The organism is Bacteroidota bacterium (assembly GCA_016713925.1).
GTDB lineage: Bacteria > Bacteroidota > Bacteroidia > AKYH767-A > OLB10 > JAJTFW01.
The window spans coordinates 202,991-217,481 of record JADJOH010000002.1 but is presented as its reverse complement, the minus strand read 5'-3'; the positions used below and the strand labels follow the sequence as shown (position 1 = coordinate 217,481).

General features: G+C 40.2%; 12 protein-coding genes and 1 pseudogene. 5 read left to right on the top strand and 8 right to left on the bottom strand.

Features of this window, described 5'->3' with window-relative positions; genetic code table 11:
* Positions 1-86: 86 nt before the first annotated feature.
* On the bottom strand, positions 87-485 hold the full coding sequence (locus IPJ86_00975; GenBank protein ID MBK7885908.1) for a VOC family protein: 399 nt from the start codon (positions 483-485) through the stop codon (positions 87-89).
* Positions 469-1,095 carry a fused MFS/spermidine synthase gene (locus tag IPJ86_00970; GenBank protein MBK7885907.1) on the bottom strand — a complete coding sequence of 209 codons (627 nt, stop codon included), beginning with the start codon at positions 1,093-1,095 and terminating at the stop codon, positions 469-471. Before IPJ86_00970 ends, IPJ86_00975 begins: the two co-directional genes overlap by 17 nt.
* A 110-nt stretch (positions 1,096-1,205) precedes the next feature.
* Between IPJ86_00970 and IPJ86_00965 the strand changes: the two are divergent.
* Positions 1,206-2,665 (top strand): annotated as a pseudogene (locus tag IPJ86_00965) (aminoacyl-histidine dipeptidase).
* A gap of 22 nt (positions 2,666-2,687) precedes the next feature.
* Here the strand turns inward: IPJ86_00965 and IPJ86_00960 are convergent.
* From IPJ86_00960 to IPJ86_00935, 6 genes are read right to left on the bottom strand one after another with little or no spacing between them, the layout of a single operon-like run.
* Positions 2,688-3,104 (bottom strand): hypothetical protein, encoded by a 417-nt coding sequence (locus IPJ86_00960; GenBank protein MBK7885906.1) that lies wholly within the window; start codon positions 3,102-3,104, stop codon positions 2,688-2,690.
* 23 nt (positions 3,105-3,127) lie between these two features.
* Positions 3,128-4,048 (bottom strand): hypothetical protein, encoded by a 921-nt coding sequence (locus tag IPJ86_00955; protein MBK7885905.1) that lies wholly within the window; start codon positions 4,046-4,048, stop codon positions 3,128-3,130.
* Positions 4,038-4,454 (bottom strand): cytochrome c, encoded by a 417-nt coding sequence (locus tag IPJ86_00950; GenBank protein MBK7885904.1) that lies wholly within the window; start codon positions 4,452-4,454, stop codon positions 4,038-4,040. The genes IPJ86_00955 and IPJ86_00950 overlap by 11 nt, the downstream gene beginning before the upstream one ends.
* 49 nt (positions 4,455-4,503) lie before the next feature.
* Positions 4,504-6,507: a tetratricopeptide repeat protein gene (locus tag IPJ86_00945; protein ID MBK7885903.1), complete on the bottom strand. Its 2,004-nt coding sequence runs from the start codon at positions 6,505-6,507 to the stop codon at positions 4,504-4,506.
* Positions 6,508-6,562: 55 nt separating this feature from the next.
* Complete coding sequence (locus IPJ86_00940) at positions 6,563-7,024, bottom strand: T9SS type A sorting domain-containing protein (GenBank protein MBK7885902.1); 462 nt, start codon at positions 7,022-7,024, stop codon at positions 6,563-6,565.
* 48 nt (positions 7,025-7,072) lie between these two features.
* On the bottom strand, positions 7,073-8,632 hold the full coding sequence (locus IPJ86_00935; GenBank protein ID MBK7885901.1) for a hypothetical protein: 1,560 nt from the start codon (positions 8,630-8,632) through the stop codon (positions 7,073-7,075).
* 345 nt (positions 8,633-8,977) lie between these two features.
* Between IPJ86_00935 and IPJ86_00930 the strand changes: the two genes are divergently transcribed.
* The 4 genes from IPJ86_00930 (at position 8,978) to IPJ86_00915 (ending at position 14,489) form a co-directional block, all read left to right on the top strand.
* The gene (locus IPJ86_00930) at positions 8,978-9,325 is read left to right on the top strand and encodes a hypothetical protein (GenBank protein MBK7885900.1); all 348 of its coding nucleotides are present in this window, start codon (positions 8,978-8,980) and stop codon (positions 9,323-9,325) included.
* A gap of 239 nt (positions 9,326-9,564) precedes the next feature.
* A complete protein-coding gene (locus IPJ86_00925; GenBank protein ID MBK7885899.1) occupies positions 9,565-11,139 on the top strand; it encodes a SulP family inorganic anion transporter in 1,575 nt (524 codons plus the stop codon).
* A 22-nt stretch (positions 11,140-11,161) separates the two neighbouring features.
* A complete protein-coding gene (locus IPJ86_00920; GenBank protein ID MBK7885898.1) occupies positions 11,162-11,839 on the top strand; it encodes a carbonic anhydrase in 678 nt (225 codons plus the stop codon).
* Positions 11,840-11,903: 64 nt separating this feature from the next.
* Positions 11,904-14,489 (top strand): DUF2309 domain-containing protein, encoded by a 2,586-nt coding sequence (locus IPJ86_00915; protein MBK7885897.1) that lies wholly within the window; start codon positions 11,904-11,906, stop codon positions 14,487-14,489.
* Positions 14,490-14,491: the final 2 nt, after the last annotated feature.

The following is a 14,491-nucleotide window of genomic DNA, read 5'->3' as shown; positions in this document are numbered from 1 at the left end:
ATTAAGGCTTTCAAGATTTCTCATAACGCTAAACAACACTTCAACTCATTCCAAAACATTTATAAACTCCTAAACTCATTAATTCATCAATTGAATTCGCCCTCATACAGCTCTACTGGCAACTGGTCCGGATCCTGAAAAAAGGTGAAACGTTTTCCGGTGAAGTCATCTGTTCGAATGGGTTCGGTGGGGATTTGCAAATTATTCAAACGCGCTATCATCTCATCCAGATTCTCTACTTCAAAACTCAGGTGTCTCAATCCACATGCTTCCGGTCTGCTTAAGCGAGGTGGCGGATCGGGAAATGAGAAGAGTTCAATGATGTATTCACCATTTAATGCCAGATCGAGTTTATGGGAATTACGTGCTGTACGATAAAGCTCGCGAATGATTTCCAGGCCGAGTACTTCAGTATAGAATTTCTTCGACCGCTCATAATCGGAACAGATGATAGCGATATGATGTATTTTACGAATTCCTTTCATCATTTGATTTTCGTTCGCCGTATACCATCATGTTGGAACCATTGATTTTTGGGAAGAATTGCACGGCCAATCCTGCGGATTCCAGCTCTTCCCGAATGACAGCCAGCTTATTTTCATCTTCAAAAGCATTAAAAATAATTTTCCCTTTCTCAGCCGTTTTTCCGGCAATGGCTTTCCAGAATTCTCTCGATAAAAATTTTCCCGGCACTTTATCATCAATAAATAAATCGATTAAAATTAAATCGAACTTTCTTGTTTTTCTCATCACGTATTCCGCGGCATCCACACATTCAATTTGCAAATCTCTTCCCGGACGAATTCCAAATTCGGTATCGGCTATTTCAATAATGACAGGATCCAGTTCTATGGCCACAATTTTTCCGGTATGCCTGTATTTGTCTCTTAGTAAAGCAATGGAAGATCCACCGCCCATACCCAGAATTAATGTTCGCTCTGCACCGGTCATCTTAATTTTCTGCAATACCTTATCCCATACTTTTTGCAAATTGCCATAAGAATAACTGGTGTTTTTACTGTCCAGTACCTTCTTCCCATTCACATAATTTATCTCCAACACCCCACTATACTTCGATCTTATTTTCTGTGCCATCTTCAAATCATTGGAATAATATCAGCGAAAATCATAAAAATCCGCGTCATTCGCGTTCAAATCAGGTTTTATTCTAAAGAAAAAATTAGATTTGTGAAAAGAATTTTAGTATGTCCACCGATATCCGCCATCTCGAGCCCCAGCCCATCTGGAAGAATTTCTCGGACCTCAACGCCGTCCCCCGTCCCTCTAAAAAAGAAGAACGGGTCATCCAATTTATAAAGGATTTCGGTACCCGGCTCGGTCTCGAAACTTTTGAAGATGATATCCGCAATGTCATCATCCGTAAACCGGCAACTCCCGGTATGGAAAACCGCAAGACCATCGTACTGCAATCCCATCTTGACATGGTTCACCAGAAGAACAATGATACCATTTTTGATTTCGATAAGGAGGGCATCAGGATGTTCATTGACGGTGACTGGGTGCGGGCAAAGGGTACAACGCTAGGCGCGGATAATGGTATCGGTGTGGCAACGATTATGGCGATTCTTGAAAGTAAGGATATCCCTCATCCTGCAATCGACGCATTATTCACCATTGATGAAGAAACCGGGATGACGGGGGCACTTGGTTTGAAGGGAGGGATTCTTAGAGGAGAAATTCTCCTCAATCTTGATACCGAGAACGATCATGAAATTGATATCGGCTGTGCAGGAGGAATAGACGTGACTGCTTCCGGGAAGTATCGCGAGGATACTGTTCCTGCCGGGTCAATAGGGTATACCCTTAGCGTTAGAGGGTTAAACGGAGGGCATTCGGGGATGGACATACACAAAGGTTTGGGAAATGCCAATAAAATAATGAATCGCTTGCTATATGCTTGCGGACAGAAGTATGGCCTCAGAATAGGAGACTTAAGCGGTGGTAGTCTGCGGAATGCTATTCCCAGAGAAAGTGTAGCCCGGGTTATCGTTGGGAATGGACTGGATACTGCTTTTGAGAAACATATTCAGGAACAGGCAAAGTTTATTAAGTCGGAATTAAAAACGATGGAACCGGGGATGGAAATTGAATTAAAAAAGTCTGAACTACCTGCGCAGGTAATGGAATTTGAAGCACAGGAAAAAATCATTCGTTCAATATATACCGCTCACAACGGCGTTTATAGAATGAGTGCAGATATCAAAGATCTGGTTGAGACTTCCAATAATGTCGCAAAAGTCGCTGTAGGCAAGGGGGAAATAATGATTGCTTGTTTGACACGCTCTTCGGTGGAAAGTTCCAAGATGGATCTTGCAGATGCCTTACGTTCTGCTTTTGAATTGGGAGGATGTGCTGTCAATTATTCGGGCTCCTACCCGGGTGGACACCGAATGTGGATTCGCCGATACTGAAAGTGCTTGTTGATATCTATGAGCGGCTGCATCAGCAAAAACCTGAAGTAGTTGCTTGTCATGCCGGATTGGAATGCGGTATTCTGGGCGCAAATTATCCGGGCATGGATATGATATCATTTGGTCCGACTATCTTGGGAGCTCATTCTCCTGACGAAAGGGTGTCCGTTTCTTCTGTTCAGAAATATTGGAAATATGTTTTAGAAATTTTGAATAATATTCCGGTGAAATGAACAGAAATAAAAATTAGCATTCTTAGTTATCAAAATAACCTTGAGACATCCATAGTTTTATGGAATCTATGTCAGCTTCGCTTACATGAGGAGGGTTCGGAGGCATTATCGGCCATTCCACACCTCTTAAGCGTTGAATTAATAGGGAATTCTCGGGATCAATATTGTCGACATAGGGAGCATTTTCACCGTTATAAACTAATTCGCTGTAGGAAACGGACGCGTGCAAGTTCAGAAATGGGTGTGCTGCGTTATGACAACCAACACAATTTTCATTAAATAACGGTTGTATATATCCGCTGTAGCTGATCATGTATACCGTTGAGTCATATGGAATTTCCGGTCGGATAATAATCGGCCCCTTATCCTTTTCGCAAGATGTTAAAATGAGTATGGTTATTAGTGCGATATAGGTTACTGTTTTTCCGTAGAATTTCATGTATAATTAACTGTTGATTATAGTTATTTTATGCGGGTGTGTTCAATATTTTTCTTGTTTTTCAAACGGAATGTTCTTCTTAAGTTGAACCCAAGCAGGAAATTTCCTTTTGTATATGCTGTTGGCGTTGAGGTGTACAATTCGGGTTCTGTTAAAGCCTGACTTGTGGTTGCTATTACCTGAAAAACGTGGCCCGCAGTTCCAAATTCCATAGCAATAGAAAGTGGATGTAAATTATTTTCAGTGGTGTAATTTACTAAATAGGCATATTCAATGATGATCGATGAATAGAATCCGGTTTTAACAGCACAACTGACGGGTAGTGCATAGCTGTAGTTATCTTGATTATATTCAGCCAGATTCTGATAGATGAAAGCCGGTGAAAGTTGCAGTGAGATTAAATTTTGAATTTTTTTTGAAAATATTAATTGTGTAAAATAGCTGATCCGATGATTGAATTTATTCTTAAATGGAGTAACACCATCCGAAAAGTATGCGTTAGAAGATATTTTAGCGAAGCTGTTGGTTTTGATATCGAAATTAGTGTATAAGGCGACGGTGAAAGGTATTTTATTGTCTTCTGTTTGTGAAAGAAGTACTCTTTTGAAATTCAAATTATACGTTTTGTCGTTCCTGGTCCGGCCAACACCTATCATCGTTTTATTTCCCAATGGGAAAGCGAAGCTGAATTGTATATTCGAAGTACCGTCCATGCCAAGAAAGTTCGTAATAACTGTTCTGTCCGGTTCGATGAGTCCAAATCGATGCCTGATATGAAATTCAAAACTTTTGCGTGGTACAATTGTCGTTGATGCAGAATTAATTAATATCGTGTTTCTGAAAGTTCCTGCGAGGGGTCGTTGGGGAGGATCCGGTTGTGCATATGAAGATTGCGCTAAAAAAAGTACGACAAGAATTGTAAGTATACTGATATTAATTTTCATTTTCAGATGGAATTAGTTGTTGGTTCCCGAATTGTCTGATATAGCATACCAGCAACCAGCGTTGTTTGGATGAAAGCAATTCACCGTAGGCGGACATGTCAGATCTGCCATTGGTTATTTTCCAAAAAATAGCCCCATCTGTTTGTTTTTGAACTTTCGTCGATGTCAGATCCGCTGGCTTCGTTTTTATATCTACCGCTGACGGACCATTACCTTTACCATCAGTTCCATGGCAATTCCAGCAAACTTTTTCAAAGATTTTTTTACCGGCTTTTATGTCTTCAAGCGTCGCCTGATGTGGATTAATGATTGAAGCGGCACTTTCAGGGGCAAACCAGGTGCTGGTGTCCGGGTTTTGCGACAATGCGGTGTTTGTAATTAGTAAAATCCAAAGGGAAATTGACAAAAACTTTAAATTTCGCGAATAGAAGCTGTCTAAATAATTATGTTTTGATTTATAGATGCTCATTGTCAGAGATTGTATATTGCTTTTTCTTAATAAATTCCAAAGCTTCTTGCGCATTTTTATGTTCCGGGTAATTCCTGATTAATTGCTTTAATTCCAACACCGCTTCATTCAGTTCTCCCGATGATAGTTTGAGCATAGCCAGGTTATAAGTAGCCTGAGGGTTTCCCGGTTGCAATGCCAATAATTTTTCGAGATGATATCTGGCTTTGTCATTGGACTTTTCCTGCATATAAATCAACGCAAGGTTATTTTCTATGAGTGGAGATGCGGGATAATACATTGAAGCTTTTAACAAATACATTTCTCCTTCTTTCCGTTGTCCGGCTTTAGTAAGCAATACCCCTCCGGCCAGCCATGCTTCTTTATTGTCTTTATGGTATTCAATGGCTTTCTTGTAATGTAACAATGCTTCAGCAGGGAATCCACTGTTTTCTTCCAGATGACCAAGAACAACCAGCGCTTCACTTTTTATTATTTTGTCATGATTCGTATGTACGTCTTCGTTAGCTAACGAACGAAGTAGAGGAAAGGCTTCCTCCGCATTATTTTGTTTTACGTAAATCTTTGCCAGCCGGATCCGGGCTTCGAGATCTTGCGGCACCAGTTTAGTCATTTTTTCAAGATAGACCACGGCTTGTTTGTAATCATTTTGGTAAATGGCAAGAGCCGAAAGTTGACGCAATAATGGTGCAGGCCGGTAGCAGCCCCATTGGTAAATGAAGCTGAGGTGATGCAGGGCAGTGTTGACCTGGTCCTGCGTTTCCTGTTTACCAAGCTCAGGGGATGAATTGCTTTCAATGTTAGCAACCTGATGATAAAAGTGCTCACCTGTCAGTTGATGATAACGAATGGTTACACTGTGACACGTGAATAGCAACAGCATTACGAATATGGCTAAAAAGTATTTACCATAGATTGTGATTTTATCATCTTTTTTCAGGATAATTTTTCCTGTTCGAATAAAACTTAATGAAGTCATCCGATAGGCAAGAATCGTTAAAAACGATAAGATTACGGATACGGTTGCGGCCAGAAGAAATGCAACCGAATCGTAAAGGCCAAAATAGATGGGCACGTAAAGTAAAAACAGCAATACCAGCGCTATATCTTCTTTTAAAGTGAAGTCAAACTGTTTTTTTTCTGAAGGGATGGCATTCAGAGAGCTAAAACCTGTTGGTTTCGTAAAGCCAAAATGAATTGCATCATTTGGACATACCTGCACACAATCAAGATCTTTTAAGCAGTTGTGATCTACAACTTTTCCAAAATGTAGTATTTCTTTGTGAACTTTAATATGCGAACTGCAAACAGCCGTGCATTTACCACATTGATTGCAATCACCTGTAAGTTTTATTTTACCCGGAGCGATTCTATCCGTCATCGCGAAAAGTGCGCCATAAGGACATACATACTGGCAAAAGCTTCTTGAACCAAGGAAATAAATGATCCCAAAACCACACGTAAAAAAGGTGAGCATCGTAATTCCAAAACCTGGAAGATTTCTCCAGAAATCATTTGTAATGAAAGAAGCCCATCCTTCACTATCGCTTTGAATTCGCCATATTGCAAGCGGTTGATGAAAGTATATTCGTTGAATCTGAGGTAAAAGAAAGAGGTAGCCGAAGCAGATAAATGGGATCAGGTATAGATATCTTGAACGAATATGTTTGGGTTTAATTTTTAATTTCTTTAGTATCCATTCACTCAGATCTTGTAAAGCCAATATATGGCACATCCACGAACAAAAGAATCTGCCTGCAATCACTATAGAAAGTAAAGCAACACCCATGAAGATAAATCCTGCTGTAATGATACCAAGATGTAAGGTATAAAGAACTTCGTTGAGTTCTAAAGGAGCAAGGGTTCTTCCGGCAATTTTCCAATGAGCAATATGAATCCCCATTAACAAATACACTAGACTCAAACAAATTACCCTCCAATGGCTGTAATCCGGTTTCTTTAGTGCTTCAACTCTTAATTGTGGATCCATCCGATCACTTTTTAAAGCGATTCATCGCTTCATAATTCCACATGAAAAATGACGTTTATTTCACAATAACAATTCTTCTGTAAAATAAGTTGTCGCCTATTTTTATTTTAATAAGGAAGGTGCCATTTTTCAAGTCACGTGTATTTATCACTTTCATTGATCGTTGTCCGTAATTGAGTATAAGTTCTGATGAAAAGATTTCTCTTCCGGTCATATCATAAATCAGGACTCTTGCATCTTGATCATTTTCAGTTGGAGTCAACTCAATGGTAAAATTGTTTTTAGCGGGATTTGGATAGACATGAATAAGATTGTTCGCATTGGTATAGGCTATTCCGGTGCAAACCTCAACTTGTGCTGTGGCCATGGATTTCGGACTCTTGCATTCGCTATGACCTACTTCAACTTCCCAATCGTAAAAATAGTAGTATAAATTGGACCCGGCGGTCGAACCGGTAATCGAAAGGGTGTCAGTAATTACATAGGGGTACACTACACCATTATTATTTCTCCACAAATTCGGGGTACCATTTATTGTAATTCTGAAATCGGCTCCAACAGGTATTTAGAAATTTAATGGAATTCTGTATTCACCTACCGGGATTTGAAACGAACCGGATTGCACAAGTTGCCCTGTGCTAGTATAAACAGCTACATTTCTGGCACCTGCAGTGTTGGAATATACTTTTACAGATTTTATCAGGATGGGTTGATAGGTTGAAAAGATCAGTGATTGCGAGCCGGTGTAAAAGCCTCCACTCCCTGAACTGTCTGTTTTGCCGCCGAAAATGATATTTCCGGAGGTTATCATTATATCCTGCGCAAAATAATTTGTACTGACACCTAAAGGTGGCGTTGAAAATGTATTTCCGGTACCAACTAGACTGTCATTTGTATCATACCAGCTGATATTGGTCCCGCTTGAAGTTAAGTGGGCACTGTCTCCCAGACAAATGGTATCCCCGTTAACGAGAGGTGCAACAGGTGCCGGTGCTGCCGCAATCGTATAAGGTACAGAAGTTGCAGTGCCACAGTAATTGGTGACTGTTACCGTATAAATCCCCGCCGGTACTTTAATAGATTGAGTTGTGGCCCCGGTAGACCAAAGAAAATCATAACCTGCATTCGCAGTTAAGGTGATGGAATCATTCCCGCAAAGTAAAGGAACTTGCGTGCTTTGAATGGTGGCCGCAGGATTTCCCGGTGCACTTTGTAAAGCGAGTGTAAAAGGAATCAAAGTGAAGTTGTTATTTTCGTTACTTTCTTCGAAATAATTATGAGGATCGACTTCATAATAAATCCAATAATTCCCGTTACAGGTATTTGGAGGGATCGTTATCCACATGCCATCCAGATTTTCACTGTAGATATCTGTATAGCCGGAAGATATCCCTTGCTCGGTTGGTCCGCAATTATAGCCATTCCCAAGTCCCCAGTTAGGAAAATTGGAATTAACCAGTGCGTTACCTCCCTGATAAATAGTATTTGTGTCGCGGCAATGGTCATTATAGGTACTACATGATCCATAATCCATCAGGCAAAATGCTCTCTTTTTTCCGGAACCAACGATAGGCCAGTTGCGGGGATTCGGGTCGTTAGGAAGCGCCATTCGCAGCGAAAATATACCCCAGTCATCCACATACATACTGCTGTTCGAATAGGTCATCGGAGGCGTAAAATGCTCCCGATAGCTCATAGTGTTACCGTTTTTTTGATAAATTAACTGCCTTAGAATTTGTTTTGGAGTTTCACCATTCGGGCAGTTAAAAACAGTTCCTCCCGGTACCGTAAATGTATCTGTTCCGCAAATAATAGTTTTATTACCAATAGAATCTTCTGATCTGACTGTCAATGGCCCATATCCAATGTTTGGTGTTGAACTTGTGATACGGAGTTTGCCATTGTTTGCACCATTACCTGTCTGTGAATATTCCGTTGGACCATTTTGATATGTTTCCAGCGCATACCATGAAATGGTGATATCAGGTAATAAATCACAGGTTGTACTTCCGTTCTCACAGGAACACCCTGTTGCATTTGTCAGGTTGCATTGGGAATATCCGAATTGCTGAAAAATGAAAAGTGAGAGTAGAATGAGTTTGGCAGATGTTTTAAAATTATTCATTGTTTTTACTTAATCTATGTAATTTGTGTTCTACCAAAGGTAAAGCAAGATGGAAAAAATAAAATGACCGGGATCATTAATTGAAAATGATGGAAATTGATTTATACTGTTAATTGGTGGTAAAAGGGTGGCATCCGAATCCTGCTTTTTCCATTCATGAATAGCAGAAAATAAAATAGCATGATGTCGGTTTCTAATCAGACAGGTGAAGTTGTTTTGGTTGAAAGATGGCCTTTTAATTGGGTCTAATTCAAGTAAATATTTATTAGACAGTTTGTTAAAGATGATTTTGGCAGGGTGATTTTTTGTGTGTCATGGAAGTGTTTTTCACTTTCTTTCTTAATTGTGCTCATAAGTTTTGCAAATAGTGCTACCTTTGCCTATACCAAATTATTTGTGAAAATCTTCATCTCCTTCTTCCTTCTATTGCTGTTCTCAGTGAATTTGTCAACGCCAATACTTGATGAAAATCAGGGTGTTGCTGCCATTGAAATGAATGAAGCCGGCGAAAACACGGATGAGACTGCTAAAGAAGGAAGTGAAAAGGAAAAGGAAGAAAAGTCATTTAAGCATATTCGCACCTTTTATGATGAAGGATCTTCCGTCTTTTATAAATCAATTCGTTTTTTTCATCTTGCCTTTTTTATTTCTGAGTTGCATCGGACGATGCTGGAAGTGCCTCCCGAAGCTTAATACTGTTGCTTTGCAGTTTTTTAGACTGTAATGAGTAAACAACTCCGAAAGTTCCGGATGGTTTACCAATTTCAGAGTTGCCTTCAACAATCCTGTAATCTTTAGTCTGAATCACCTTTTACTTTAACAAGTAAATTCAGTACGTGTTCCGATCTGATGTCTAACGCTGATGATTACGATGTTAATTCATAGTATTCAACTCTAATCCAATTAAAATCAAAGTACAAGTAAAAAAAATTATGAAGTCTTATTCCTCTTACATTAAAACTGACATTCAGGCCGGATTAGTGGTCTTTCTCGTAGCACTTCCATTATGTCTGGGAATTGCCTTGGCTAGTGGCGCACCTTTATTTGCCGGGATCATTTCCGGTGTAATCGGAGGTATTATAGTCGGGGTCATGAGTGGGTCTCAACTGAGTGTTTCAGGTCCTGCTGCCGGACTAACAGCCATCGTTCTTGCTGCAATTATGAGTTTGGGATCGTATGAAACATTCTTGCTTGCGGTGGTTTTAGCAGGTGGAATCCAGATTCTACTCGGTTTGGCGAAAGCAGGAACGATATCGAATTATTTTCCCTCGAATGTAATTGAAGGAATGCTGACCGCAATTGGCGTAATCATCATATTGAAACAACTGCCTCATGCCATCGGTTATGATGTGGATAACGAGGGGGATTTCTTTTTTATTGAAACAGGAACAGGACACAATACCTTTTCTGCAATTGTTGATGCTATCAATTATTCTCATCCCGGGGCTATCATTATAACGTTGGTATCCCTGGCGATATTGATTGCATTTAATAAACTTGATTTTTTGAAAAAGATCAAGGTTGTTCCCGGGGCTTTAGTGGCAGTCGTAGTAGGTGTTATACTGAACGAGTTGTTTAAGTCATCCGGTTCAACTCTGGCTATTTCTCAGGAGCATTTGGTGAATTTACCGGTGGCCGATTCATTTGATAGTTTTCTTGGTCAATTTACTTTTCCGGACTACACGGCCTTTGCAAATATTAATGTATGGATTGTTGCAATTACCATTGCTGTTGTCGCAAGTATTGAGACGTTATTATGTATTGAGGCCTCCGATAAAATGGATCCTTTAAAAAGGTATACCAATACGAATAAAGAGTTAGTGGCACAAGGTACGGGAAATATTCTGAGTGGTCTTATAGGTGGCTTACCGATGACATCAGTGATCGTCAGAACATCCGCCAATATTAATTCGGGAGGAAGAACTAAAATAGCAACTATCACACATGGCGTGTTTTTACTACTTGCTGTGATTACAATACCGTTTATACTTAATAAGATTCCACTTGCCTGTCTTGCAGCAATTCTGTTGATGATCGGTTATAAATTGGCAAGTCCAGCTGTTTTTAAACATATGTGGACTACAGGAAAGTATCAGTTTATTCCTTTCATTATAACTGTGGTTGCCGTGGTACTCACCGACCTTCTAAAAGGTGTTGCCATCGGACTGGTGGTCTCCGTCTTTTTCATCTTGCGCGCCAATTTGAAGCTGGCCTATTTCTTCAAGAAGGAAGATTATCAGGAGGGGGAGTTAATTGTTATTCATCTCGCACAGGAAGTTTCTTTTTTGAATAAAGCAGCGATAAAGCAGACTTTAAGTCATTTGCCGGAAAATAGTAAGTTGCTTCTTGATGCAACAGATACGTTTTACATTGATCATGATGTTGTGCAATTAATTCGTGATTTCATTATGGTCACCTCGAAGGAAAAAAATATAACTGTAACGCTGAAAGGATTTAAAGAAGAGTACCGGATGGAAAATGCCATTCAACATGTAACGTCAAAATAAATGTAAATTGAACATAAATAAAATGAAAGCACATTCGTTGGCATCTCAGTCAACTATCACTCCCGAAAAAGCTCTTGAATACCTGAAAGAAGGTAATGAACGATTTATTAATAATTTAAAAGTAAATAGAAACTTACTCCAGCAGGCCAATGATACCCGTGAAGGTCAATGGCCATTTGCTGCGATATTAAGTTGCATTGATAGCCGCACCTCTGCAGAATTGATCTTCGATCAGGGATTGGGTGATATATTCTCCATCCGGATTGCAGGAAATGTTGTGAATACAGATATTATCGGAAGCCTGGAGTTCGCTTGTAAGGTAGCCGGGTCAAAGCTGATTGTAGTATTGGGTCATTCAAATTGCGGAGCGATAAAAGGCGCTTGTGATCATTTGGAAATGGGCAACCTGACAGAACTTTTATCGAAGATCCAACCTGCCGTCTATCAGGAAACACTCACCACTCAACCCGATAAAAGAAATTCATCGAACGCTGTCTTTGTACGAAATGTGACTGGTCTGAATGTGAAAAGGTCAGTGCAATCCATCGTGAATCGAAGTTATATACTGGAACAGTTAATTGAAAAGGGTGAAATAGCCATCATCGGTGCTGTTCACAATCTGGAGACCGGACAAGTGGACTTTCTGGAAGATACCTGGATCGCTAATTTCAATACGATTCAGGAAAATGTGAGTACATAGTTTTATTTAATCTGAAATATTCATGAGCGAATTTAATCATAGCAGGGAAGACAGAGAGGAGGTAATGCCATCCATAGCAGCGGATGGAACTATTTCCATTGTTGAATCTACCCCAAAACGCTTTGTAAGAAAGTTTGATGAGCATAAAATTCTTCATGATCTGAAGCATTATCTCCCTGCGCAATCTGCTTTAAAGGATTTTATTCATCACAATTCGTTACATGCATTTCAGCACCTTAAGTTCTTTCCTGCACTATTTAAAGCGGGATCTATCTTTGGCTATCAGGTAACTCTGCAATTGGAAGAGTTTCGTCAGTTATATAAAAACGGACGAATCAAAGAAATTGTACTTGATGATATCATCTCCACTTCAAAAGGCAGGGAGCATCTCAAAGCATGGAAATTAAGAATGTTGTCCGGTCATTTTGAGACTTCCTATACACCAAGGATTGGTCGCTTGCGATCGAATTGGAAAAGTAAGTTTAATATAGATCTCGATGGTCATGTTCAACCCATTCTATTTCGGGTACTATGCAGTTATCTCGATCAGGGAATTTCAACCTGGAAGTTTCCAATAGATGAAAGAGGATTTTTTGCTGCGTTAAAAAAGCTGGAGCAGGAGGGAGGAGTTAGTTTTTTTAAGACGAAGTTCGTCCGTAATTTATTGCTGAAAGGAGAAAGTGATATCAAAGGTTTGCTAACGCTGGTGGTGGGAGAAGAATCCTATTTTGATCAGTATTTATTCGATCAGCAGTTCAGTCATCAGGGTTGGTCAGGAATAATTGCGGCTATTGAAAGTAACCCATCTGCATTGTTGGATAAAAGGGTGATTTCCTTGCATGACCTGATTCTGTTTGAATTGTTGCTGGAATTGGATGTATTGCATTATCATCTTGGTCAACGTTTTCAGCCACTCACAAATCGAGTAGAAGAAAAACCATTATCGCTTTTTGAAGACATCCCTTCAAATGATTTGAATGAAGTACTCACCTTATGGCAACAGGCTTTTGAGTGGAGTTATTATGATGAGGTGCTGGCCGGAATGAAGGGGGCTTCTCCTCCAACTACAAATAAGATCACTGAAAAAAGTTTCCAGGCTATTTTTTGTATTGACGAACGGGAGTGTTCGTTGAGAAGACATATTGAAAATGTTGTTCCCGATTGTGAAACTTTAGGTGCTCCCGGTTTTTTTGGAGTGGAGTTCTTTTTTCAACCGGAGAATGGAAAATTCTACGAAAAACTTTGTCCGGCTCCCGTAACTCCAAAATATTTGATAAAAGAATTTGGTGCAGCTAAGGATCGAAAACATGAGTTATTGTATTCCGATAAGGCCCATCATCCCGTTTATGGTTTTCTGTCGAGTTTAACATTGGGCTTTATGGCAGGTGGAAGATTAATACAACATCTTTTCCGACCCGGGATGAGTCCCGCCATTTCAAATGCTTTTGCGCATATGAATAGTAAAGCATCGTTGACAATAGAAAACAAAGACATTTCGCATAAGGAAAATAATTTGCAGATTGGTTTCACTGTTGATGAGATGACCACGCGTGTGGAAGCACAGCTCCGTGGCATGGGTCTGGTGAAGAATTTTGCTCCTCTTGTATATGTTGTTGCACATGGATCCAGTAGCGCAAACAATCCTCATCACGGAGCTCATGACTGTGGTGCATGCAGTGGCCGCCCCGGTTCCGTAAATGCCCGCGTTTTCGCTGCAATGGCCAATCATCCTAAAGTTCGCACTCAATTGGAAGAAAAAGGGATTTCAATTCCTTCCACTACGATGTTTATAGGGGCGATGCACGATACGGCTGCTGATAGAATGGAGTACTATGATGAGCAGTTGTTGAACGACGAGAATGCATCATTCCATCTCCAATTTAAGGAAGCTTTTGAACAAGCTCTCGATCTGAATGCCAAAGAGCGCTCCCGTCGGTTTGCTTCTATCGATTCCGGGATGAGTATTCAAAAAATTCGAAAGGCCATTCACGAGAGATCCGTATCACTTTTTGAACCCCGGCCGGAACTGGGTCATGGTACCAATACACTTTGTATCGTTGGTCCCCGATCGCTGACAAGTGGTCTCTTTCTCGACAGACGTGCCTTTTTGAATTCTTATGATTATCGTACGGACCCTGAAGGAAAAATTCTTCCAAATGTCATGCGTCCTCTCGGCCTTGTATGTGGTGGTATTAACCTGGAGTATTATTTTTCAAGAGTCGACAACTATAAGATTGGTGCCGGAACCAAATTGCCTCATAATGTGATGGGACTCTTCGGTGTGGCCAACAGCAGTGATGGTGACTTGCGTCCAGGCTTACCGTTGCAGATGATAGAAGTGCACGATCCGGTGCGTTTGATGATAATTGTGGAGCATTATCCCGAGGTGGTCTTGAAAGCAAGTCAGATTGCACCGGAAATATATGAATGGTATATCAATGAGTGGGTGCATTTGGTAGCCATTCATCCCGATACGAGGGAATTTTATTATTTCCGTGATGGAAGTTTTAGTTTGCATACTCCTTTAACCCAAAAGGTTCAACAAGTATCCGGTATGGATACGATTATGGAACATGCCATTGAAATGGAAACTAACCATATCGCACATGCTACGAAGGAAAATTTACCGGTGTTTATTCTAAAATCATGACC